Below are 22,119 nucleotides of genomic sequence, written 5' to 3'. Positions count from 1 at the left end.
ATTGGTTCGGATTAAAAGCCGATCCATCGCGTTCGTAAACACGATCTACTGGGGCGTAGCCAAGCGGTAAGGCAGCGGATTTTGATTCCGCCATGCGGAGGTTCGAATCCTCCCGCCCCAGCCAAATCTTTATAAATTCTGCTTCAGTCCAGGGCTTGCCTTGAACCGGACTGTCCGTCCCGGGGGAACTTCCACCGGTTCTCCTGTCCGCGGGTTTATCGCTTGGCGCGCTTTTGTTTCGCACACGGTAAACGTACCAAAGGAGGAGATAGTAAACCCTCCCTCACGTCTCAGTTCATCAATAATAGCATCTACAAGATCGTTAGCTGCTCGCTGTGCAGCCACGCCTGTACAGTCTATGGAGTCCTGAAGAACAGCTGCGAGAAATGCCTTACTCATAGATGCATTTTTCTCCTCTTGTGCGTCCCTGTCTCAGGATGCAGCTCCAACACCTGAACATTCACCATCTTTTACAGCATTCCTAAGTATTTCTTACAATACCATTAGGCAACGATGATATAATCGCTTCAGCAGCCCAAGCGTTCCATCGTCAGGAATTTCATGTCGCGTTCCATCTGCCTTTTCGCCTACCACGCGCCTGCACCAACACTGGCCCCACACACCCGCCATCTCCTCGATCAGATTTCGGGATGTGGGTTTGAACTGCATGTCGCCGTCTCCGGCCTAGACCCAAACGATACGGAAGGATTAACAGTCCTTCAGAACAGTTTTACTTCTGGCCCTATACCAATCGCAGCGACCCTTTATCCCAGAGAAAACTCCGGTCTTGATTTTGGTGCCTGGCAGGACCTGCTCAATAGGAACTGCGATGCGGGAGCGACTGAAATTCTCTTTGCGAATGACAGCATTTTTGGGCCTATGGCACCCTTGCAGCCCATTGTGGACAACATGCGAGCCCATCATTCCCCTGTCTGGGGCATGGTGCGGTCAGAGGCTATTACAGCCCATCTTCAGTCATGGTTTCTCGTCATGACACGGGAAACCCTCGATCATCCCGCCATAAGGCGCGTGTTTCAGCAGCCATTCAACAGCATGAGCAAGCCGGAAATTGTCTTGCATGGTGAGTTAGGCCTCGGCTTGGCGATACAGGCGGCCAAACTGGAGATGACAGCCTCCTGGAGCAGTAAACGGGGGCTGGCACGCCTTCTTTCGTTGAACCCAATGCATACAGACTGGCGCACCGTGCTTCACTCAGGGCAAGCACCTTTCATCAAGACAGAGCTTCTCCGCGACAACCCAAGTGGAGTAGCGTCAGTTCATCTCTGGCGAAGCGAAATTCCTGACAAAACCTTTTTCGACCCCGACTGGATCGCACTCTACCTGGCCAACAACCCGCCGCGCGTTCAGCACAAAAAGGCCGGTTTCCGAGCGCGACTGGTTCAGGCCTTGGCCAGTGAAGACAGACTACGTGCTTTACCAGCGCTTTTAATGGGTCACTAAATTGACTTTACGCTTCGCCACGCGCTCCAGAAAGCCAAGAAGCTCTTCTGTTTGCGCCTCGTACGTTGCCAGATTGCTCTTGAATGGATTGACGTATCCATCAAATTTTTCAGCCTGACCAAGCAAAGATTTGACGGCCGCAGCCAGTGTCTCAGGACGTCCATCAAGAGGGAGATGCGTTCCATTCACCCCGTCCACAACGTCCTCTGATTGTCCGCCGGGAGCAGTCGTCACAACCCAGACGTCACGCGCCAAAGCTTCACGAACCGTCAGGCCGTAACTCTCTTTCCACTGGGACGGAAACAGCAAGACATCAATCCGGTCATAGAAATCATCGAGTCCAGCCTGTGTGAAGGCAGGAACAATTTTCAGCTCCCCTTTCACTGACCAGTCTTCAGCATGAATGGACCTGAAACCAAGATTAATCTTGTTATCGACCAGAACCAGTTCCCAGTCAGATCGCTCCAGAGACTCCATACATTTTTTGAGTTGTGGATATCCCTTTACGGCCTCTGTCCCACCGACAAATCCAAAACGGATGCGAGAACCAGGCGTTCGCTGACGACGAGATCGTTCAGGCCACCGAAAGCCATTCCGGTTCACAACAATCCGCTCAGGCTCAACACCATTGGCAAGATAAAGCTGACGATGTGCCTCTGACGGGCTGATCAACAAAGCCGCTTCAGCCAGAGCCTGATGCATGATCGTCACACGATCTCGCAAGTGTCGGGCATGAGGTTGGCACATCTGGCAAACCTGCTGGTCAATACGGGTCTGGAAGCAGTAACGCCCATCCTCCCGAACCATGAACTGCCTGTCGCATAGCCACCACGCATCATGCAGTGTCAGGACATAAGGAACCCCCCGTTCCTGACAAACCCGCAGCATGGCAGTACCAAGCCCCTGAGCGGCGTGCACATGCACCACATCAGGCTGGTAAGCATCGAGCCAGCCGGCAAACACCTCAGCCATCTGCGGGTTGTCCAGAGCACCAATAAGGTCCGTCCCCTCCGGGATAACCGCAGACAACACATCCGTGCCGTTGATGACGTAGCGAATACTTCCTGACAAATTCTCATCCAGGCGTGGGCGGGATGTCATGATTCCCACTTCAACACCGCGCTGCGTGAGCCGGGTTGCCAGTTCCTCCGCGACGATCGTCGCACCCCCGAATGAGCGGGGAGCGTAATAGACATTTGCCATCAGCACTCGCAGAGCTTTCCGCTCCGGTATCACGGGTGTACCAAAAACAGCCTGCCCCTGCGTGACAGCCATTGCTTCAGGCGCGTATCGCTCCATCACATCCTGACGGGCCTGAATCGCTAAACGCTGACGCAATGGCACATCTCGTGCCAAGGTCAGAAAACTCTGCTTCCAGTCGTCGTCGGTAACGGCCAACAGGCCATTTTCGCCATGCCGCATGACTGAAAGAAAAGCATTCCGAGGGGAACAGATGGCCGCAACCCGGACGACTGCCGCCTCCAGAAATTTGATATTGCTCTTACAGTCATTGAAAAGCGTGGGCTCAAGAGGCGCAATCGCAATATCCGTTCGGGAGAGTGCCGCCAGATAGTCACGATAAGAGAGTTCTGTCAGGCGCTCCACACGGTCTCCGAACCTGTGAAAGTCATCCGAAAGTTTAAGCTGACCAATAACCCGCAGACACAACCGCGGCTCATCTTCCATCGCAGCAATCAGCCCGACCTGAGCCTGCCGAAAATCTTCATCATGCGTATTGGTTCCTGATCCATAAGAAACCCACACACGCTCCACGTCCGTACCTTCATGGGTCGGAAGCGACGCCGCGATCTCAAGCGTCTCATGATCAAGAGCATTTTCCAGCACTGAGACGTCAGGCAGTCCTGCATCCAACATGGCCTGCGCCAATGCCTGGGTCGAAGCGATACCTCGGCCACAAGCCAGCATACAGCGCCGGAACAAGGTAACACCTGACATGAGCAGATCCTGCTCTGCCTGCGGCAAACTGCTGATGTTCCCATTCTGAAGATACTCTTCAGCATCGAAAATAAGATCATCCACTTCCCACCACGGCTCAAGACGCAGGCGGTGGGCCTCGGCGACCAGCTTCATGACAGTCTCGAAGCCAGGAACCCTGTAGAAAATCACCCGCGTACAAAGCTGCAACCCGGACATGGCAACACCAATGTCCCGCCAGTCCACAACCTGAACAGACCATCCAAGGCGTTCCAGCAGATCCCGCTTTTGCCACACACGATACTTCGCGCACTGCCGCAAGGAGACTTCTGCGATAATCAGAATTTTTGGTGCAAGGGATGCTGCGGCCTCATCAAGCACATCACTGTAAACGGAGTGGCCAGCCACAGCTTCTTCAGACGTACCTTGCTGGGTAGCCTTTGAAAGAACGGAGTTTCTCTTCTTGCCAGAGCGAGGAAGAGCTTGGCGTGCCAGTGCACCCCCTACTGCCCGAAGACCGCCTTTGCTCCAAAGCTCGGTAACGCGATCAGGAAGTTCTCTAAGGGGCCTGCCCGAGGGAAGCCGCCCAAGAGACAAGCCTCTTACCAGCCGCAGTGGAGCGGTGACCCGCCACGACAGAGAACTCTGAACAAGAGCCATCTGATCCCGCAGATGCGTGTTTTCAATTTGTAGTCCATCGGCTCTCATTCCGTTCAGACGTGCTGAGCTGCGGTAACTCTCAAGCAAAACCTTCTGCGAATCTTCTTCAGCTGTACCTGGAAGGAGGGTCACGTTAAAGCCGGGCTGCACTGTCATCAGAGAAAAGGCCAAAGTCTGTGAAGGGGTGGGCACAAACAAAAAAAGCTGGGTTCTTTCGAACCCAGCTTTCTTCATGAATGCTGGCAAGCCAGCAAACAGGATAGATTAGCTCAGATTGAAGCTGGAAGCCTTCAGATCTGTAACGCCGAGGAACGTGATCTTGGAACCGTCGGACAGTGCAATGGTCGTGTTGCCACCGGCAACAGTTGCATTGGACAGAACGTTCTCAAGCCCACCGTTGTTCTGAAGGCCGTACTGGTACAGAGCCATCAGGTTACCAGCTGCGCTGCCAAAGTCACTGATGGTGTAGTTGCCACCAGCAGCACCCTTGTTCAGAGCAAACAGGTTAGCAGAGCCGGAACCACCCTCAAGGGTAGCATTGCCCGTTCCACCAACCAGCGTATCGGCACCGGTTCCGCCAATGACGGTCGTGTTGCCGGTACCTGCGAAAGCCTGCAGGACACCATGGGAAGACGCAGCAGAAATTGCTTCGTCACCATCGTTACCTACGAACAGGCTGTAACCGGACACACCATCGAACTGAGCGTTCAGGCCGGATGCACCAAACATGGTAGCATTGCCAGCCGTGATGGTGGTGTTGCCCGTACCGTTCAGGAAGGACAGGGAACCATCGACACTGATGCTGTTGCCCGTACCACGGATCTGCTGGAAGTCACCTGCAGCAGAAATGGTATCGTTCAGACCACCAGCGACCGTAGCAGTCGTTCCAGTCGCGAAGTACGTGCTGGAGCTACCACCCGTGATGAAGCCGTTGCTACCAACCGATACGGTGTTTGCGTACGTCGTGTCATAAACCGTGGCGTTGGCGCCAAGAGTTACGACCGAGCTGCCACCCAGCAGGGTAACAGTGTCGGTGCCAGCGGAACCATCGATCGTGTCCTGGCCCTCGGAACGAACAACGTTCGTACCTGAACCCAGGGTGATCAGGTTGTTGCCTGTTCCGCCATCGATGGTGTTGTTGCCATCGGTGCCAGAAATCGTGTCGTTACCGGAACCGGTAGCGATGTTCCAGTTACCAGTCTTGCTCGTGCCCGCGAAGGTGTTGTTGCCAACGCCACCGATGAACACGCCGTTCTGGTTGCCAGCCTGAACCGAAACGCCGACCCAGCTGCCTGTCAGCAGCTTGATGTTGGAAGCGGTATCATTTGAAAGGTCAATTGAAACAGCGCCATTAAGCGTATCGGTCGGTGCGTATGAGCCCGCAGCAACATAAGCTACATCACCAGTGATGCTGTAGCTGCCGCCTTGGGTGATAACGCCCTGGGAAACGCTTGCGTTACTTGGGCTGCTGTTTCCGCCTGGTACCAGATCATAGCTCGTCAGACCGCTGACACCAGCGATAGCAGACGAATATTGACTGGCCAGAGCGTGGGCCTGCGCACCGTCGACCGTGACCGCAAGGATCTGGCCGGAGGCGCCAACCACGGTAGTGATTGCCATTACCATGCACTCCTAAAAAAGGTTGCCTCGCACTGGCGGCCCTCAGACCACCCAAATGATCGAGTGACGAGTCTTGCATATATCAAAGCCCCATCACCAAAAGCAATAAGGATCTGACGCACCTACACAAGAACCACCCCAACATCGGAGCAATATAAAGGTCCACTCACAGTGCAATACCCAACTGTGCTTAAAAAGACACAGACAGGCAGGGGCAGGAATGCCCCATCACAGAAGGGAGCATTTTACGAAGAGTTGCAATGACAGGTTAAACTTTACAGCAGGCAATCAATAAAAAATTAAAATACTTCACAAAAAACAAACAGAAGGAGGGATTGTGTCTCTACAATGCCTTAAGATGCTTTTCACACCATAATCCTATACGAATCTGTAAATTGCACCTGTGACAAACATATTCCCAACCTCCCTCTCCCCCGCTCTGCAGGACCAGTATCTGGCTGACTTAGCCATTTTGCTTACCCAGAGGCCAACAACCGAGGCAACCTCCTGCCAGCAGGAAGATTGGGATGACCACGCCGTCAGAACAATTACGTGGCTGGTGACAGGCTTGCAGGATAAATCTCAGCAAGCAGCCCCTATCCTGCTTTCCCCAACTCTTGACGATGAGCTTGGCTCCCAGCTCAGGACCCATCTGGAGCTTGCAAGCAATCTTCCGGAAACAAGATTCACTAGCGTCTTCCAGAACACTGACGCAGGGCTAATCCTCTGTCGGCAGGCACATGAAAAACAGAATACAGTCTCCAGCATTCCAGTTATTGTAGTCGGAAGGAATTCTCGGCCGCATTCAGAAGAAATACGCCTTTCGGATTATATTTCGCTCTACCCAGCAGGTAATCACCCCCTTATAGAACTCCTTAAGGGTCAGTCAGACACTTCTCGCAACTTCCGTCACAGGGTTCGTCAACTCCTAGCCCATGACCTGACCATGCGTCGGGCTAACACAGAGCTTCAGCGATATAGAAAAGCCGCCGAGCAAGCCGAGCGCGCAGTCCATACTCTTCGGATTGAAAGCCGATCCCTTTCGAGAGATCTTCGCAGTCGGAACGAGAAGATAACATCCCTAACGCACATTCTTGACCCCATCCGTCAGGAACGTGACGTGTTCCGCACAAAAATGATGGAAGAGAGCCAGAAGCGGGCAGAGCTTGAACATCACTACACGGAAAATCGTGCTGGTCTGGAGTCTCTGGAAGCTTTCCTCTCGCAACCTGCCCCTCTGTGGCGCCGGGTTCTCCGGTCATTTCGAAAGCCATTCATTCCCTATATTCCAACGCTTCCAGAACTGCAGCCTCAGTCGAACAAGGAAGATCTTTCGTCCAGTGCCGCTTCTGTCCAGAGCGAGACCACAGACAGCCCCGACACTCACGGGTCTTCACCCGATGGCATACAGCGCGTTCTTTTCATCGCCGGAGAACCCAACACTCCGGGTGTGGCTTATCGATGCACCCGGAACGCTGAAGCTGCCCAAAATGCCGGATATGAAGCGCGCATCCAGCCGTGCGCCGCAGTAGGCTATGAGGATATCCGCTGGGCCGACGTCTTGATCTTCTGGCGCGTAGAATACAGCGGGCATGTCAGCACCATCCTTGATCTCGCCCAGCAAGAGGGCGTCAAAACCATTTTTGACGCTGATGATATTGTCTTCGTTCCACATTACGCCCGCGTCGACTTCATCGACGGCATTCGCTCTGTCGGGGCGACAGAAGAGCGTATCGAGCGTTGCTTTGCAGACATGCGCCGAACTCTTGTCCGCTGTGATCAGGGATCGACGACGACACGCGAACTGGCTCTTGCGATGCATGAGCTACGACCCGTCGTTCACCTTCTTCCGAATGTCTATAATCATGAAACACTGCGTCGATCGCGTCTCGGCTGCCGCCTTCGCGGAGAGCCTGGTCGTGCAACGTCTGAAGACGCACTGATCCGCATTGGATACGCCACAGGCTCGCGGACGCACCAACGTGACTTCGCAATTGCCTATCCCGCTTTGACACATGTGCTGAAGACCCACCCCAATGCACGGCTGGTTCTATTCAGAGAGAAGGACAATCATCGACCCGTTCTCCTGATGGAAGAGTTTCCAGCACTTAAAGCCGTAGAAAACCAGATCGAATGGCGAGACATGGTCCCGCTGTCCGAACTTGGAGAAGAGTTCGCCAGATTCGATATTTCCATTGCTCCGCTGGAAGTTGGAAACGTCTTCTGCGAAGCCAAAAGCGAAATCAAATTCCTTGAAGCTTCCCTGGCCGGGAATGCCTCGATTGTTTCCCCAACAGGCCCCTTCCGGCGCATTGTAAGAGATAACGAAACCGGCCTGCTCGCTGAAACGCCCGAAGACTGGACCCGCGCCCTTTTAAAACTGGTCGACAACCCCGATCTACGCCGCACCCTGGCGCGCAATGCCTACCATGACGTTCTCTGGCCCTTCAGCCCGGAAGCGCAGGCCCGGCGCATGTCACTCGCACTCTCTTCTCTCAATGGTGATGTGGAAGCAGCTCAAGCCGCAGAGACCCTTCTCGCCCGGAGCCGTCTGAAGTCCCCGGCGCTCCCGGTCATTCCGGGAAGTGAGACCCTCTTCCACCATGATATTCTGGGGGAAGCGGAGGTCACCGTCATTGTGACATCCTACAATTACGCCAATCACGTTCTGGATGCTCTGGACTCCGTTGCAGCGCAGACACTTCCCATTCTGGACCTTATCGTGGTGGACGATGGGTCAACGGATGAATCTCTTGACCTCATCAGGATCTGGATGGAACGACACACCAGTCGCTTCAACCGCCTGATCTTCAGGCGGTCCATTCGCAATGCGGGGCTGGGTGGCGCACGAAACATCGGCATGGACGCAGCAGAAACCCCCCACACCCTGCAACTGGACGCCGACAACATCCTGCGCCGGGATGCTTGTGAAACCCTGCTGGCTGCCATGACATTTGGCATCGCCTACGCCTACCCGCTGATCCAGTGCTTCGACGAAAACGGGCCACTCGTCACGAAGAAGACCCCTAATCTGACGACACCGCCCGGCGCACCCGTTCTGCTGGGGGATCTGCCCTCCAATCCCCTGACACTGGTTTCAGGCAATCGCATTGATGCCATGGCCATGGTCGCCAAATGGGCGTGGGCAGCAGCCGGCGGCTACTATGTTTCACGTGAAGCAATGGGCTGGGAAGACTATGATCTCTGGTGCACTTTTGCTGAACTCGGACTACCAGGACGGCAGGTTCCAGCCATTCTGGCAGATTACAGGCAGCACAGCAGTTCCATGACCAACGCATCGACAGAGCGTGCTGCCCACAAAGCGCGTGTCGTCGCATATGTGCAGGACAGACACCCCTGGATTAATCTGACAGCAGAGAAGGCCCATCAGAGAGTCTAACCTCTCCGAGATACATCTCTCAGACGAAAAAAACCCCGGACAGTTTCCTGTCCGGGGTTTTTCATGAAAAGGCCGGATCGCAAGATCCAGCCAACTCATAATCAGAACGGTGCGTCGATATCCACGACATCAATCAGCTTGTGATTCACAAACTCCTTGATACCCAGACCAATCAGCTCACGGCCATAACCGGAACGAGCCACACCACCGAACGGCAGATCAGCCTTCACCATCGTCGGATGGTTCACATAGACCATGCCCGTGTGGATCTTCTCGGCAACCTTCACGCCACGCGCCGTATCCTTGGTAAAGACGGAACCGCCCAGACCAAACGGCGAGTCATTGGCAACACGAATTGCCTCAGCCTCGTCCTTCACACGATAAAGCTGCGTGACCGGGCCAAAGAACTCCCAGTGACGGGCTTCGTTGTCGCCATGCAGGTTCGTCATCAGAAGCGGCTGAAAGAACGCACCCTTCTCCGGAACCGGTGCACCGATCACTTCAACAACAGCGCCATGCTTCTTGGCTTCTTCAACCTGAGCCTTCAGATCATCGGCAGCCTTCTGTGAAGACAGCGGCGCAAGCGTCGTAGCCGGATCCATCGGATCACCAGCCTTGAACTTGAGAACCTCAGCCTTATAGATCTCAAGGAACTTGTCGTAGATGGCGTCTACAACGATCAGGCGCTTGGAAGACACGCAGACCTGGCCGGCGTTCCAATGACGCCCGAAAGCAGCCCACTTGGCGGCCTTTTCAACATCGGCATCTTCAAGCACGACGAATGCATCGGCACCGCCGAGTTCCATCGTTGCCTTCTTGAGCGCCTGACCAGCCGTGCTGGCAACAATGGCGCCCGCACCTTCAGAGCCGGTCAGCGCCACACCACACACGCGCGGATCATTCAGGATCACGGCCGTATGATGACGGGCAGCATAAAGGTTGTGGAATGCGCCCTTTGGCAGGCCAGCCTCGATCATCAGATCATCGAAGATAGCAGCACACTGCGGCACATTGGATGCATGCTTCAGCAGAACCGTATTACCGGCAGAGAGCTGCGGTGCGATGATACGAGCGATCTGGTAGTACGGGAAATTCCAAGGCTCAATCGCAAAGACAATACCTTGCGGCTGATGGATCAGGATGGCTTCGCCTTCCTTCGGATCAGCAACCGGAAGCTTTTCCGGCTTCAGAAGCTCTTCTGCGTTCTTGGCGTAATATTCAAAGATCTCAGCGGAGAGAATGGTCTCCAGCTTTGCTTCTTCATAAAGCTTGCCCATCTCAAGGGTGAGAAGCTTCGCATATTTATCGATATCACGGCGAAGGATTGCGCCTGCAGCAGCCATAACCTTGGCGCGGTCTGCAAAGGAAACGTCGCGCCAGCTCTTAAATGCCTCATACGCGTCGGTGATCGCCTGCTGAACTTCCTGGTCAGTTGCTTCCGGGAAGGTTTTAAGCGTTTCACCCGTATATGGATTGGTCGTAGCGTAAGCCATGACGGAAAATCTCCGTTGAATAAAATGGTACCCTGCATATTGGCATGAAAGCCATGGTACGGAACCCCCAACCCCTCAAAAGTTTGAAAGTTCACATAGCCGTGTTCTGTTTAAGCTCTTCCAGCCATGCTCGTGCGTTACCATCGGACGGTGCCCTCCAGTCTCCGCGCGGAGAAAGAGAGCCGCCAGCAACGATTTTTGGCCCATTTGGCATGGCAGAGCGCTTGAACTGACTGGTAGCAAAAAACCTGTGGATAAAAATCCTTAACCAGTGACAGATTTCTTCCAGATCATAGGATTTTCGCCGGTCTTCAGGGAAATGCATCGGCCACGAACCGGTTGTAACAGGTCCCCATGCCTTTTCAGCCAAAAAGGCGATACGTGACGGGCGAAATCCATACCTGAGCACATAGAAAAGCGTGAAATCCTGCAAGGCATACGGGCCAATCATCTGCTCCGTACTCTGAATTCCCTGCCCTACATCCGGAACGAGCTCAGGGGAGATTTCAGCATTGACGATCTTCTCCAGAACGTCTGGTGCATCACCTTCCAGCCCCCCTTCCCGGACCAACCAGCGAATGACATGCTGGATCAGCGTCTTCGGCATTCCAGCGTTCACATTGTAGTGAGACATCTGATCCCCGACGCCATAGGTGCACCACCCCAGCGCCAACTCGGAAAGGTCACCTGTCCCGATGACAATGCCGTTTCGATGATTGGCCAGACGGAAGAGAAAGTCCGTTCTCAGCCCTGCCTGCACATTCTCGAAGGTAATGTCATGAACCGGTTTGCCCTCTGCATAAGGATGCCCAATGCCCGCCAGCATCGTCTCGGCCGCAGGCCGAATATCGAGCTCATTGGTTTCTACGCCCAGCGCTGACATGAGCGCATGCGCAAACCCACGACTTTCACTACCAGTGGCAAATCCGGGCATCGTGTAGGCAAGGACATGCGTCCGGGGCCAGCCAAGCTCATCAGCAGCTCTGACAGCGACCAGTAACGCCAGCGTACTATCAAGGCCGCCGGAAACCCCAATGACAGCACGCTGCGCACCACTCGCCTGCAACCGCTGACGCAGCGCGCTCACTTGAATGGTCCAGGCTTCGTAGCAATCCCGGGCCAGTGTTTTCGGATCAGAAGGAACAAACGGGAATCTTGCAACGTCGCGCTTTAACCCCAAGTCTTCCAGTGGGGCAGACAACGCGAACCCAATGGTTCTGAAACGGTCACGCCCGACACCAAACTGACCCGTCCGCAAGCGCTCCTGCCGGAGAAGATCAAGATCCACATCCGCCACCACCAGCCGCTCTCCCTGAGGAAAACGATCTGACTGCGCGAGAAGACGGCCATTCTCATGAATGGAAACCTGACCATCCCATGCCAGATCAGTGGTGGATTCCCCTTCCCCAGCTGCGGCATAAGCATACGCGGTCAAAGTCCGCATGGATTGAGCCTGGCACAGCAGAGAACGGTCATCTGTACGGCCAATTGTGACTGGCGACGCAGAAGGGTTGAGAACAACACTCGCCCCCGCCTGAGCCAGCATTCCGCTCGGAGGGTTGGCCACCCACAAATCCTCACAAATCTCGACGCCCAGCGTCAGACCCGGCAGATCATGCGCTTCAAACAGAAGGTCCGCGCCAAACGGAACCTCAGCGCTACCAATCCGCACCAGTCCGGACGTTCCCAAGCCAGACGTAAACTGTCTGGGCTCATAAAACTCCCGGTATCGTGGAAGATAGGATTTGGGAACGACACCCAGAATACGCCCGCGATGAATGACTGCTGCACAATTATAGAGCAGTTCCCCCCGACAAAGCGGCAGCCCGACCACAGCAACACTCATCAGGTCAGCCGTCTGCCTGGCGAGCCATTCCAGGGCAGTTCGGGCACCATCCAGCATCACATCCTGGAACCGCAGATCATCAAGCGTGTAGCCAGTCAGTCCCAGTTCCGGAAAAACAACCGTAGCAACACGCTGGCGGTCGCATTCCTTCAGGACCTCAAGAACCCTTTCCGCATTGGCGTGCGGTTCAGCCAGCGAAACGGGAAGCGTACAGGCTGCAATCCGGGCAAAACCCTGATGATAAAGTGAGCGGAATCTGGTCATGGTGCCTCTCTCAGACCCAGGCGACGCAGAAGCGGGCGCCACGTTTCAATATGTTCAGCGATACAGCCATTACGAAATTGAACCGGAGAGGCTCTGTGCCGTTCTGGCTTGCTCACCCCGTTTCTCCAACCGGAGGAACATTATGACCCAGGAGACTTACCAATGGATCTGCTTCGCTGGACGGTTGTCTTCCTCATCCTTGCCCTGTGCGCCGCCGTGCTTGGGTTCGGTGGGATTTCGGCAGATTTCGCCTATATCGGCAAGATCCTGTTCTTCATCTTCCTCGTACTGCTGATCATCAGCCTGATCTTCGGTCGCGGTCGCCCGAGACTCTGACAGGTCTCAGCCTCGGGAGCGCAGCATGCGCACGCTTCCGAGGCTGGCCACCACAAAAACGACTACAGCATACAAACCGCCCGTTTCCGTCATGGAAATCGGAAGGCCGAATAGATAATCGGGCGAATCACAGGGCTTGTTCGGCCGGGTCGGCATCGCTGCCATCCAGTCCTTGAAGCTACCGCCATGAAAAACCGGCGCACGGCACTCGGGAGCAGGGCTTGGCCAGAACTTGTGTTCAACGCCAGCGTGCAAAACTGCCAACCCGATACTGACCGCCAGGCACAGCAGACCCGCAAAGACGGGATATCGTGCGTAACGTCGCGGCAAAAGCAACGTCAAAGCGCCAATCCCGATCAGAACCCGCCAGGGCCTCCGCTCCCACAGACACAGTTCACACGGCGCCAGCAGAAGCCGATGCTCCGCAAACCATGCCGTCCCGAGCGCCAAAACCCCGGCCAGAACGAACAGCCCTCCCAGTACCCTGGTCATATCGGGCTGCTTCGTTCCGGTCAGTGTCATGTGCGAGAGGCCTCCAGGCTATCTAGAAACTGCTTGGCCCAGCTTCCCGCTGTGTTGCGAGAGACTTCGCCGTAAAGTGCGGACCATGCCTCATGACGGGTCTGCACGTCCATGGTGAGTGCCGCATGAAGTGCATCGGCCATCCCTTCAGCATCCAGCGGATTGACCTGAAGCGCTTCTGGCATCTCAGGTGCCGCACCAGCGAACCGTGACAGAACCAACACGCCCGGATCCTTGGAATCCTGAGCCGCGATGAACTCTTTGGCGACAAGATTCATGCCATCGCGCAACGGTGTGATGTAGCCGACATCGGATACCCGATAGAGCCCCGCCAGAACATTCCGGGAAATTGGCCAGGTCGTATAACGGATCGGCACCCAGTCCGGCGTGCCATATGCCCCGTTGATCGTTCCCACCAGGCCATCAAGCTCTTCCTTCAGAAGACGATAGCTTTCCACACCCGTCCGGGAGACAGGCGTGATCTGTAAGAACGTCACCTTGCCGCGATATTCCGGATAGTTTTTCAGGAGCATTTCATACCCCCGCATCCGCTCAGGCAGACCCTTGGAATAATCCAGCCGATCCACACCAATAATCAGGCGCTTTCCAACCAGACTGTCCACAATCTGCTCCACGTCTTCCGTGGATGCACTTTCAATGGCCTGCTGCCTGAAACGGATCGGGTCAATCCCGATCGGAACTGCCTCTACTTCTGCCTTGAGGCCATACTCCGCGAAACATCCTCTGAGATTCTGGGCATCCTCGGGTGTCTGCACGCCAATTCGGTCACAACCTGCAAGCCCTTTCAGAAGGCGCTGCAATTGCGGCAGGAGACGCGCCACACTCCAGGGTGGAAAAGGAATATGCAGGAAAAAGCCAATCCGGCCCTTGACCCCTCTGTCCCGCAGCATCTCAGCCAGCGGGAACAGATGATAATCATGAATCCAGATCGTATCGTCCTCTTTCAGAAGAGGAACCAGACGATCGGCAAAGACGGCATTGGCTTCGTAGTAAGCCTCACAATCTTCACGCGTGTAGCGAATCAGCTGCGTTCTGTAGTGGCATAACGGCCAGAGAACGCCATTGGAAAAGTTCAGATAGAACCTGTCATATTGCCGGGGCGTCATATCAAATGTGGCATAAGTCACATTCCCAGCACGGTCCTCCATGACAGGCCGGTCCAGTGCATCTTCGCACTGTTCCCCGGACCAGCCGAACCAGAGGCTGTCCCGTGTCTGAACAGCATCATACAACCCAACAGTCAGACCACCCGCAGGCTGCGTCCGTTCTCCGGGCGCTGGTGTACGATTGGAAACAACTATCAGGCGCCCCATCCATGCCCCTCCGATAAATCGTGCAGCCACCGGCGGAACGTGACTGCATCAGGAAAATCATCCGGAATGAGCCAGCCAGCACCGCCCATCTGGCGCGCAGCCCTCACTCCGTCCATGTCTGTAACGTCATCCCCGACAAAGAGTGGCAAGCGACCGCGAAAAGGATTTTCAGACATCAACTCCCGCACAGCTCCCCCCTTGTCCACGCCCAACGGACGAAGCTCGATAGCCATGTGAGCGTCCTGCAAACGGAAACCGCCAGCTTCCGGTGACCATTGCTCCGTCAACGCCCGAAATGCCGTTTCCGCCTTCGGCGCCTGACGATAGTGCAGGACCATTCCAGCCTTCTTGCGTTCCACGCTCGCACCGGGATGCAAAGAGACGATATCTTCCGCCTTCTGCAGCCAGTCAGCTGGCACAGAGGGGAGAGCAGGATGGGTGATGTCTTTTTCAGGTGAGGTCCGCACGGCCACTCCATGCTCCCCCGCTACGGCATGAGGAATGCCGGGCAAAAAATGGTCGATCTGGGCGATCGGTCGGCCAGTCACAATAGCCAGCGCTCCGCCGAGCATCTCTTTCAGGCGGAGGAGATCGTCTGCCAGTCCCGGGGGGACAACCACACTTTCAGGAGTAGGAGCGATATCGACCAGTGTTCCGTCGAAATCCAGCAGGATTGCAGCTTTGGAAGGCGGAAAAGGAATCTGGATCATGAGTAGGCTTCTCTTTCCAGTTTCAGGGGTACCCCCGCTCCGCCCACTCCTTATTCCAGGCCGGGGTCGGCTGCGGGAGGAGGCAAGGACGGTCCGGCTGATGCCGGTGGTGCGGGAGGCACAAGAGACTGCGCACCACCAGAGGGTGGCGCGAGAGGAATCGGTGCGTGGCTGTCTGGCGCCAGCGGAACCGCTCCTCCTTCAGATGATGATGAAGAACCGGACTGATCGGTCCCCCCTTCATCTTCCGTTGCTGTCGTACCGGCCAGTTGAGGCGCTTTTATGACGGGCAGCGGTCCAGCGTCCGGCGCAACACGATCTCCCGTGCACGCCACAACACGCACATCATAAAGCGAACTGCCATAAGTCCCGAGAGATGGCTCATTCTGCAACATCCATCCGTCGAAGGGTGGTCGAGCCGAATCTCCCGAATCACGCAGGTGCAGCAATGCACCGGAATCAGCCGGCAATGTTTCCGGACGACTGACACACGCCTCAACAGCGACCGAAAGCGTTCGGTAGGAAGCATTTGCACCCACCGGAATCGTTAGCGTTTCAATATGGGCATCCAGCCGATCCAGAACACGAATGACAGCCTGTGTCCGTCCCTGCCAGGTATTAGCCGGGTACATCGCCGGGGGGGCAACCCCTACAGCGGCAGACGCCGATGACGTTACAGACAGAGCCAGAAGCGCCGCACCGGCAAACAGGAACCGATTGGTCATGATCAGGCGTTTCCTTGGGATTTCGGGTCCACGAGATCGGCAAGCATGGCAATGAAGGACTGGCGCATGGCATCTGGGGAAACACCCATCAGAATACCGTCCTCAAACGCATCCTGCAGGGTCTGACGCAATTCGGCATCATTTTCTCTCAGCACGCGCACTTTCTCGACGCAGGCCACTGGCTGCCCATCACGATCCAGCCAGGGAAAATCCTCGGAACTCACGGCTCGTCTGACAGGCCACCAGCAGGCTTCTGGGGCTTTTGAGCCTTCTGAAGCGTATCCGTGACCGAAAAGATGAATTTACTCAGAAGCTGCTCAAGACTGATAGACCCCTGCGTCTCCGTCAGCGCTCCGCCAGCCTTGATAAGAGCGTCAGCGCCACCCGGTGACAGCGCAATGTACTTTCCGCCCAACAGACTGTCAGACGTCACAATCGCGGCAGAATCCGTTGGCAGCTTCACATCCGGCGACAGTGTGAACGTCACCTGCGCCTGAAAAGTCTTCGGATCCACCACCTCAGACATCACATGGCCGACGGTAATTCCAGCCAGACGCACATCTGATCCGACATTCAGACCATCAATCTGGCTGAAAGACGCATGAACCTGGTAGCCACCATCATCGTGACGATGATGACCCAGCATCGCCAGAACCAGCATCCCGACCAGAAAGACCAGCACCAGAAACCCAGCCAGAAGCTCAAGCCGATCGTGGCGAGCTGCGGCAGGCGCTGTTCCCGTGGCTGCGCTCATGACATCACCTTCGAAAAAATCATTTTCCTGCACTAGCGGACTCCATCGCCGCAGTCCAACCCTCCCTTTGGAAACAGAGATTATCAGCCTGGGAAAATGTTATCCCCCATATCCCCATGTTCCCACCCATTAACCCGGCCAAAAGGCACGTTTTCCCGCTTCCGGGGCACCGGAACGCAGCGTAGATTCGCAGCATGACAGCCCGTCTTCATTGGACCGGCGTTCGCATGAGAACGCTTCGGGTCACCACCGATCCGGACGACAGCGCCACGCGCTCCGTCACCCTTCCGGCCGCCTGGGAGGATGATGCCGCGCAGGCGCTGGCCCAGATCACGCAAAATGGTGGCCCCATCCGCCTTTCGACGGAAGCGGCACGTTGGGTTGACACAATTGATGCGTGTCCGCCTCTCCCCGGAACGCCAGCCAATGCACCCTCTCCCGCCCGGAGCCTGTCTTATCTTCTGCTGATGCGTCAGCTCGCCCCCAACATTGCCCTGTGGGAACGTCACCCTGACGAAATTCCAGGTTTTGTTGTGCGACTGTCTGGCTTTGTTCAGGAGGACGGTTTCGCACCAGAGCATTTCGTAGCCTGCCTGAAGCTGGCCTGCGATTCCCTGCGTCGACTTCACGCAGCAACACGCGTGGAGCGAACAGGCGAACTGCCGCTCTTTGATCTGCCCGCTGATCCGTCAGAAGAACCCGCAGGCATTATCCTGCTAACGGACCTGGACGCTTGCCTCGCATCCATGGGGCTCGACTACGACAGTGATGCAGGACGAGAGGCCGCCAGAGCCATTGCCGCACTGGCCACAAGCATCGCGCATGCAGGCACAAATCTCTCGCTCCCGACCATTCCAGCCTGCGCATCCCTACCGGGGCTGCGCGCCCTCGCGGCAGAGGCCTGCGCGGCCATGGAAGGCCAGCATCTTTCCCCTGTGGAAACGGGATTTTCCGGACCCGGGCCTGTCGATGCACTTCTAGGAGTTGAATCCTGTGGGTTGGCGCCGGTCTTTTCGCCCTTGCGAAGCGACGGACACCTCCGCGCCTCGACCCTTGCCAGGCTGGCTTACAGAGGCCTGACGCCCGAATCCGCCCTTGCGATGGCGCTTGCTGGTGAAGCTCCCCTTCCTCCGACAAGGCCGGAAGCCCATGCCGCCATGCATAAGGCCATGGAACGCTCCGTCGATTTTCTTCCGGAGTTGCCAGAACCCGAACTGGCGAATCTGCGTGCCAAACTGGAACGGGGCGCTCGGCGTCAGCTTCCAATGCGTCAAACCGGCTTTACTCAGCGCACTGCTGTCGGCGGCCACAGCCTCTTCATGCGCACGAGCGAGTTTGAAGACGGCACCCTGGGTGAAGTCAGCATCATCCCGACCCGAGAAACACCAATGGCCCGGGGTTTAATGGATTGTCTCGGGCAGGCTGTCAGCATTGGTCTTCAGTTTGGCGCGCCGCTGGACGCTTTTGTCGAACGATTCGCTTATACCCGCTTCGGGCCTGCGGGTACGGTCGAAGGTGATCCGGGCGCTGCCTACGCATCGTCGATGCTCGATTACGCCTTCCGAACACTTTCGGAGGCTTATCTCGGTCAGCACATGCCAGACGCACCACAGATCGAACCCAACGCGGAAGATACATCTCCTATGTTGCCGTTCGATCATTCGTCGGGTGATACACCCCGCGGTCGACGCCTCAGACTGGTGAGTTGATGAAAATATGGCGTCTTCCGACGTCTGCGCTGCTGGAATACATTGACAGCCTGCGGACACGTCGGTAGCTAGCGCCTGCGCTGAGAAGGAATCCGGTCATTGTGCCCGGTGGACAGGATGCGCACAGGGTAAGGGATCAGACAGCGTGGGACACGCCCCTTCCGACGAGGATGACAGCTTTGATGTGCGCCTGAAGCGCGCAAGCAAAAAGCTTGATCCCCACGCGGAAGAGTTTTCCACGAAGTCCTCCGATGGAGATGCGGGTTCTATCGCATCTTTCGGTGTTGCGATCCGGGTCGGAACGGAGCTGGTAGCCGGTCTGGCGGTTGGTGTGGCATTAGGCTACGCTCTTGACCGCTGGCTGGGTTACAGGGTTCTTTTCCTTCTGATTTTTGCCCTGCTAGGTTTTGGTGCCGGCATGATGAATGTCTGGCGGGTTTTGAATGGGCCGGGCATGGTGCCCGAGCTGAAAGATGACGGGAGAAGCCAGCGTGGCAGCCGGATCGACGATTGACGCGCTCGGACAGTTCGAGCTCCATCCGGTTCTCGGATCTCTGGGCGAAGCTCTGCGGTTCTCACAGTCTCCACTGTTCATGCTGATCGCCGTTGTGCTGGTGCTCGCATTCCTCTTTATCGGAATGCGCCCAGCCTCCGTCGTTCCTGGCCGTCTTCAGGCCGCAGCCGAAATTGGTTACGACTTCATTCATGACCTTGCCATCGGCACGATGGGGGAAGAAGGCGCTGCTTTCTTCCCGTTCGTGTTCGCTCTGTTCTTCTTCATTCTCGCTGGCAACTACCTCGGCCTGCTTCCCTTCTCCTTCACCTATACAAGCCATATCGCAGTAACACTTGCGCTGGCCGTAACGGTGTTCGTGATCTCGATCCTGGCTTCCCTGCGCTTTCAGGGCCTAGGTTTCTTCAAGCACTTCATGCCAGCTGGCGCCCCTGTGTGGCTGTCGCCGCTGCTCGTGCCGATCGAGATCCTTTCTTTTCTTTCTCGCCCCGTCAGCCTGTCGATCCGTCTGTTCGCCAATATGGTGGCCGGTCACGTTCTGCTCGAGGTGTTTGCCGGCTTCACAATCATGCTCGCCGGTCTGGGCTTCTTCGGCCATATCCTGGCCGTTGCCCCGATCGCGATCAACATTGCGCTGACGGCTCTGGAATTGCTGGTGGGTGTGCTTCAGGCATACGTTTTCGCCATTCTCACCTGCATCTATCTGCGCGAGGCCGTCGCTCACTGAGCGCGGTTTTGCACAACCCCTGTATCGACCCTAAAGGAACCTGACCATGGACGTTCAAGCCGCTCGTGACATCGGCGCCGGTATTGCAGTAATCGCCCTCGCAGGCGTCGGCATTGGCCTCGGCAACATCTTCTCGACGCTCGTGAGCTCCATCGCTCGCAACCCGGCTTCCCGCCCGCACGTTTTCGGCCTCGGCATGCTCGGCTTCGCGCTGACGGAAGCCGTTGCTCTGTTCGCGCTGCTGATCGCCTTCCTGATCCTGTTCGCCTGAGGTCGAACATGCACCGCACGCCACGTCTTTTCCTGTTCGCCGCTCCGCTGGCGGCTGTGCCGGGCCGAGCTGTGGCTGCGGGCATGCCGCAGCTGAACGTCCATGATCCGCTGCTGATCGGACAGGTCGCCTGGGGAGCCGTCATTTTTGCCGGCTTCTATGTCGTCCTTAGCCGTTCCGCTCTGCCGCGGATCGAGCGCGTGCTGTCGAACCGACGCACCCGCATCCAGAACGACCTCGATATTGCCCGCCGTGCGAAAGCCGAGTCCGACCGCGCAAGCGCCGAACTCCTGAGCACCCGCCATGAAGCGGCCGCACAGGCCCGGGCCAATGTAGAGCGCATCCAGAATGAGGCTCGCCTCAGCGCTGAAACGCATGCACGGGAAACCGCAAAGCGTCTCGAAGCTGAAGTCGCAAACGCCGAAGCCCGGATTGCCCAGTCCCGCGAGCAGGCTCTTTCCAGCCTCCCCGCGATTGCAACTGGTACCGCTCAGAACCTGGTCTCCCGTCTGATCGGGGAACAGGATGAACAGACTGTCGCCAGCGCCGTGAAACGCGTCAGCGCCTAAGGAGACGACGATGTTCCAAGAACCCCGTTTCTGGACTGCCCTGGCATTTGTCCTCTTCTTCGTGATCTTTGGTCGCAAGCTCTGGGCCGTCATCACGAGCCATCTTGATGCCCGTGCAGAAGGCGTTCGACGCGATCTGGACGAGGCAGCCCGTCTCCGCCGTGAGGCAGAGCAGATGCTCGAAGATGCGACCCGCGAGCGTGAGAAGACGCTGGCAGAAACGCAGGCCATGATTGCCCGCTCAGAGACGGAAGCTGCTGCTCTGGCAGAACGCGCCCGTCACGAAGCAGAAGCAGCAGCCGGCCGTTACGAGAAGATGGCGCACGACCGGATTGAAGCCGCAGAGCGCGCTGCAATCCGTGAAGTTCAAGAGCGCGCAACAGCCATTGCCATCTCGGCAGCTCGCGATGTTGTGGCCTCCCGTCTTTCCGAAAGCCCGGACGTTGCTGCTCAGCTGATTGAACAGAGCATTCAGAACCTTCCTGAAGCGCTGCGCCGTTCTGCGGCCTGAGTTTATGACATCCGTCCGCCCATCCCAGACTCCTGTGACGCTTTCCATTGTCATGGCAGTCCTGAATGAGGCGGACAATATTCTACCTGTCTGTCAGGAACTCGCCGGAGTTCTTGATGGCTTCCCGGAAAATACTGAAATTCTCGCCATCGACGATGGCAGTACAGATACCACTGTCGAAAAGCTTCTTGAAGCACGACGTCAGTATCTTCCAAATCTTAGAATTCTTAGCCACCCACGGCGCCTTGGCAAATCTGCTGCTCTGAGAACCGGAGCAACAGCCGCTCATGGCGAATGGATGGCGACCATTGATGGCGATGGTCAAGACGATCCTTCTTCCATCATCCGGATGCTTGAACTGGCGCGTTCAGCCAATTCCAAGCCGCCGCTGGTGGTTGGTGTCCGTCGAAAAAGGAATGACCGTCTCTCCCGGCGCATTGCGACGAAGCTGGCCAACGGTTTGCGCCGTCGCCTCCTGAATGATGGTTGCCCGGACACCGGAGCGCCTCTTAAACTTTTCTCTCGTGAGATGTTCCTGCGTATTCCGCAGTTTGAGGGTGTACACCGCTTTCTACCGGCCCTCCTTGGACACTATGGCGCCCTGCTGATCTGCCATGAAGTTCAGCACCGTGCTCGTCTGCACGGCTCATCAAAATACACCAATTTCAATCGGGCTCTTGTCGGCATCCGTGATCTTCTGGGTGTCATGTGGCTGCAAAACCGAACCCACCTACCCGATCGTCTGACCGAACACTGAT

At 56.4% G+C, this 22,119-nt stretch carries 21 protein-coding genes and 1 tRNA gene; 11 read left to right on the top strand and 11 right to left on the bottom strand.

Annotation, left to right across the window (positions count from 1 at the left end):
* Positions 1–49: 49 nt before the first annotated feature.
* Positions 50–124, top strand: a tRNA-Gln gene (locus R5H23_RS11225).
* Positions 125–129: 5 nt separating this feature from the next.
* On the opposite strand, the gene R5H23_RS11220 is transcribed toward R5H23_RS11225, so the two are convergent.
* The gene (locus tag R5H23_RS11220; RefSeq protein WP_046900345.1) at positions 130–399 is read right to left on the bottom strand and encodes an HU family DNA-binding protein; all 270 of its coding nucleotides are present in this window, start codon (positions 397–399) and stop codon (positions 130–132) included.
* Between the two features lie 162 nt (positions 400–561).
* On the opposite strand from R5H23_RS11220, the gene R5H23_RS11215 reads away from it, so the two are divergent.
* Positions 562–1,461, top strand: coding sequence for a rhamnan synthesis F family protein (locus tag R5H23_RS11215; RefSeq protein WP_317215463.1), 900 nt, complete (start codon positions 562–564; stop codon positions 1,459–1,461).
* Here R5H23_RS11215 and R5H23_RS11210 read toward each other — a convergent pair.
* Positions 1,447–4,212 carry a glycosyltransferase gene (locus tag R5H23_RS11210; RefSeq protein WP_317215462.1) on the bottom strand — a complete coding sequence of 922 codons (2,766 nt, stop codon included), beginning with the start codon at positions 4,210–4,212 and terminating at the stop codon, positions 1,447–1,449. The two genes, R5H23_RS11215 and R5H23_RS11210, sit on opposite strands and share 15 nt — an antisense overlap.
* Positions 4,213–4,320: 108 nt before the next feature.
* On the bottom strand, positions 4,321–5,676 hold the full coding sequence (locus R5H23_RS11205; protein ID WP_211499300.1) for a calcium-binding protein: 1,356 nt from the start codon (positions 5,674–5,676) through the stop codon (positions 4,321–4,323).
* A gap of 1,120 nt (positions 5,677–6,796) precedes the next feature.
* On the opposite strand from R5H23_RS11205, the gene R5H23_RS11200 reads away from it, so the two are divergent.
* Positions 6,797–9,076 carry a glycosyltransferase gene (locus R5H23_RS11200; RefSeq protein ID WP_317215461.1) on the top strand — a complete coding sequence of 760 codons (2,280 nt, stop codon included), beginning with the start codon at positions 6,797–6,799 and terminating at the stop codon, positions 9,074–9,076.
* A 101-nt stretch (positions 9,077–9,177) separates the two neighbouring features.
* Here the strand turns inward: R5H23_RS11200 and R5H23_RS11195 are convergent, their stop codons facing one another.
* Together R5H23_RS11195 and R5H23_RS11190 are read right to left on the bottom strand one after the other, a co-directional pair.
* The gene (locus R5H23_RS11195; RefSeq protein WP_046900348.1) at positions 9,178–10,569 is read right to left on the bottom strand and encodes an NAD-dependent succinate-semialdehyde dehydrogenase; all 1,392 of its coding nucleotides are present in this window, start codon (positions 10,567–10,569) and stop codon (positions 9,178–9,180) included.
* A 91-nt stretch (positions 10,570–10,660) separates the two neighbouring features.
* A complete protein-coding gene (locus R5H23_RS11190; RefSeq protein WP_317215460.1) occupies positions 10,661–12,679 on the bottom strand; it encodes an NAD(+) synthase in 2,019 nt (672 codons plus the stop codon).
* Positions 12,680–12,841: 162 nt separating this feature from the next.
* On the opposite strand from R5H23_RS11190, the gene R5H23_RS11185 reads away from it, so the two are divergent.
* A complete protein-coding gene (locus R5H23_RS11185) occupies positions 12,842–13,015 on the top strand; it encodes a DUF1328 domain-containing protein (protein WP_046900350.1) in 174 nt (57 codons plus the stop codon).
* Positions 13,016–13,021: 6 nt separating this feature from the next.
* Here the strand turns inward: R5H23_RS11185 and R5H23_RS11180 are convergent, their stop codons facing one another.
* The 6 genes from R5H23_RS11180 to mlaD are packed head-to-tail and all read right to left on the bottom strand — an operon-like array spanning position 13,022 to position 17,060.
* On the bottom strand, positions 13,022–13,537 hold the full coding sequence (locus R5H23_RS11180) for a disulfide bond formation protein B (RefSeq protein WP_317215459.1): 516 nt from the start codon (positions 13,535–13,537) through the stop codon (positions 13,022–13,024).
* Positions 13,534–14,871: a trehalose-6-phosphate synthase gene (locus tag R5H23_RS11175; protein ID WP_064275514.1), complete on the bottom strand. Its 1,338-nt coding sequence runs from the start codon at positions 14,869–14,871 to the stop codon at positions 13,534–13,536. The genes R5H23_RS11180 and R5H23_RS11175 overlap by 4 nt, the downstream gene beginning before the upstream one ends.
* Positions 14,859–15,581 carry a trehalose-phosphatase gene (gene otsB / locus R5H23_RS11170; RefSeq protein WP_215766800.1) on the bottom strand — a complete coding sequence of 241 codons (723 nt, stop codon included), beginning with the start codon at positions 15,579–15,581 and terminating at the stop codon, positions 14,859–14,861. Before otsB ends, R5H23_RS11175 begins: the two co-directional genes overlap by 13 nt.
* 50 nt (positions 15,582–15,631) lie before the next feature.
* Entirely contained in the window at positions 15,632–16,306 is a 675-nt protein-coding gene (locus tag R5H23_RS11165) for a DUF2155 domain-containing protein (RefSeq protein ID WP_099211203.1), read from the bottom strand.
* A gap of 2 nt (positions 16,307–16,308) precedes the next feature.
* Positions 16,309–16,530 carry a hypothetical protein gene (locus R5H23_RS11160; protein ID WP_046900355.1) on the bottom strand — a complete coding sequence of 74 codons (222 nt, stop codon included), beginning with the start codon at positions 16,528–16,530 and terminating at the stop codon, positions 16,309–16,311.
* A complete protein-coding gene (gene mlaD, locus R5H23_RS11155) occupies positions 16,527–17,060 on the bottom strand; it encodes an outer membrane lipid asymmetry maintenance protein MlaD (protein ID WP_207204216.1) in 534 nt (177 codons plus the stop codon). The genes R5H23_RS11160 and mlaD overlap by 4 nt, the downstream gene beginning before the upstream one ends.
* A gap of 194 nt (positions 17,061–17,254) precedes the next feature.
* Between mlaD and R5H23_RS11150 the strand changes: the two genes are divergently transcribed.
* The 7 genes from R5H23_RS11150 (at position 17,255) to R5H23_RS11120 (ending at position 22,118) form a co-directional block, all read left to right on the top strand.
* A complete protein-coding gene (locus tag R5H23_RS11150; protein WP_264648847.1) occupies positions 17,255–18,769 on the top strand; it encodes a vitamin B12-dependent ribonucleotide reductase in 1,515 nt (504 codons plus the stop codon).
* 145 nt (positions 18,770–18,914) lie between these two features.
* Positions 18,915–19,283, top strand: coding sequence for an AtpZ/AtpI family protein (locus R5H23_RS11145; protein ID WP_086634744.1), 369 nt, complete (start codon positions 18,915–18,917; stop codon positions 19,281–19,283).
* Positions 19,261–20,010 (top strand): F0F1 ATP synthase subunit A, encoded by a 750-nt coding sequence (locus tag R5H23_RS11140; RefSeq protein ID WP_046900946.1) that lies wholly within the window; start codon positions 19,261–19,263, stop codon positions 20,008–20,010. Before R5H23_RS11145 ends, R5H23_RS11140 begins: the two co-directional genes overlap by 23 nt.
* A 46-nt stretch (positions 20,011–20,056) precedes the next feature.
* Positions 20,057–20,281, top strand: coding sequence for an ATP synthase subunit C family protein (locus R5H23_RS11135; RefSeq protein ID WP_007284348.1), 225 nt, complete (start codon positions 20,057–20,059; stop codon positions 20,279–20,281).
* Positions 20,282–20,289: 8 nt separating this feature from the next.
* Positions 20,290–20,850: an ATP synthase F0 subunit B' gene (locus tag R5H23_RS11130; RefSeq protein ID WP_046900359.1), complete on the top strand. Its 561-nt coding sequence runs from the start codon at positions 20,290–20,292 to the stop codon at positions 20,848–20,850.
* A 10-nt stretch (positions 20,851–20,860) separates the two neighbouring features.
* The gene (locus R5H23_RS11125) at positions 20,861–21,361 is read left to right on the top strand and encodes a F0F1 ATP synthase subunit B (RefSeq protein ID WP_064275509.1); all 501 of its coding nucleotides are present in this window, start codon (positions 20,861–20,863) and stop codon (positions 21,359–21,361) included.
* A gap of 4 nt (positions 21,362–21,365) precedes the next feature.
* Positions 21,366–22,118 (top strand): glycosyltransferase family 2 protein, encoded by a 753-nt coding sequence (locus R5H23_RS11120; RefSeq protein ID WP_317215456.1) that lies wholly within the window; start codon positions 21,366–21,368, stop codon positions 22,116–22,118.
* Position 22,119: the final 1 nt, after the last annotated feature.

Origin of the sequence: Gluconobacter sp. GP1 (genome assembly GCF_032913585.1) — a bacterium.
GTDB classification, from domain to species: Bacteria; Pseudomonadota; Alphaproteobacteria; order Acetobacterales; family Acetobacteraceae; genus Gluconobacter; species Gluconobacter cerinus.
The sequence above is the reverse complement of the archived record's forward strand: the minus strand, read 5'-3'. Positions and strand labels throughout refer to the sequence as shown.

Coding starts and splice junctions, on each gene's coding strand:
- R5H23_RS11220 (WP_046900345.1), bottom strand. CDS start 399: ATGAGTAAGGCATTTCTCGCAGCTGTTCTTCAGGACTCCATAGACTGT.
- R5H23_RS11215 (WP_317215463.1), top strand. CDS start 562: ATGTCGCGTTCCATCTGCCTTTTCGCCTACCACGCGCCTGCACCAACA.
- R5H23_RS11210 (WP_317215462.1), bottom strand. CDS start 4,212: ATGACAGTGCAGCCCGGCTTTAACGTGACCCTCCTTCCAGGTACAGCT.
- R5H23_RS11205 (WP_211499300.1), bottom strand. CDS start 5,676: ATGGCAATCACTACCGTGGTTGGCGCCTCCGGCCAGATCCTTGCGGTC.
- R5H23_RS11195 (WP_046900348.1), bottom strand. CDS start 10,569: ATGGCTTACGCTACGACCAATCCATATACGGGTGAAACGCTTAAAACC.
- R5H23_RS11190 (WP_317215460.1), bottom strand. CDS start 12,679: ATGACCAGATTCCGCTCACTTTATCATCAGGGTTTTGCCCGGATTGCA.
- R5H23_RS11185 (WP_046900350.1), top strand. CDS start 12,842: ATGGATCTGCTTCGCTGGACGGTTGTCTTCCTCATCCTTGCCCTGTGC.
- R5H23_RS11180 (WP_317215459.1), bottom strand. CDS start 13,537: ATGACACTGACCGGAACGAAGCAGCCCGATATGACCAGGGTACTGGGA.
- R5H23_RS11175 (WP_064275514.1), bottom strand. CDS start 14,871: ATGGGGCGCCTGATAGTTGTTTCCAATCGTACACCAGCGCCCGGAGAA.
- otsB (WP_215766800.1), bottom strand. CDS start 15,581: ATGATCCAGATTCCTTTTCCGCCTTCCAAAGCTGCAATCCTGCTGGAT.
- R5H23_RS11165 (WP_099211203.1), bottom strand. CDS start 16,306: ATGACCAATCGGTTCCTGTTTGCCGGTGCGGCGCTTCTGGCTCTGTCT.
- mlaD (WP_207204216.1), bottom strand. CDS start 17,060: ATGAGCGCAGCCACGGGAACAGCGCCTGCCGCAGCTCGCCACGATCGG.
- R5H23_RS11150 (WP_264648847.1), top strand. CDS start 17,255: ATGACAGCCCGTCTTCATTGGACCGGCGTTCGCATGAGAACGCTTCGG.
- R5H23_RS11135 (WP_007284348.1), top strand. CDS start 20,057: ATGGACGTTCAAGCCGCTCGTGACATCGGCGCCGGTATTGCAGTAATC.
- R5H23_RS11130 (WP_046900359.1), top strand. CDS start 20,290: ATGCACCGCACGCCACGTCTTTTCCTGTTCGCCGCTCCGCTGGCGGCT.
- R5H23_RS11125 (WP_064275509.1), top strand. CDS start 20,861: ATGTTCCAAGAACCCCGTTTCTGGACTGCCCTGGCATTTGTCCTCTTC.
- R5H23_RS11120 (WP_317215456.1), top strand. CDS start 21,366: ATGACATCCGTCCGCCCATCCCAGACTCCTGTGACGCTTTCCATTGTC.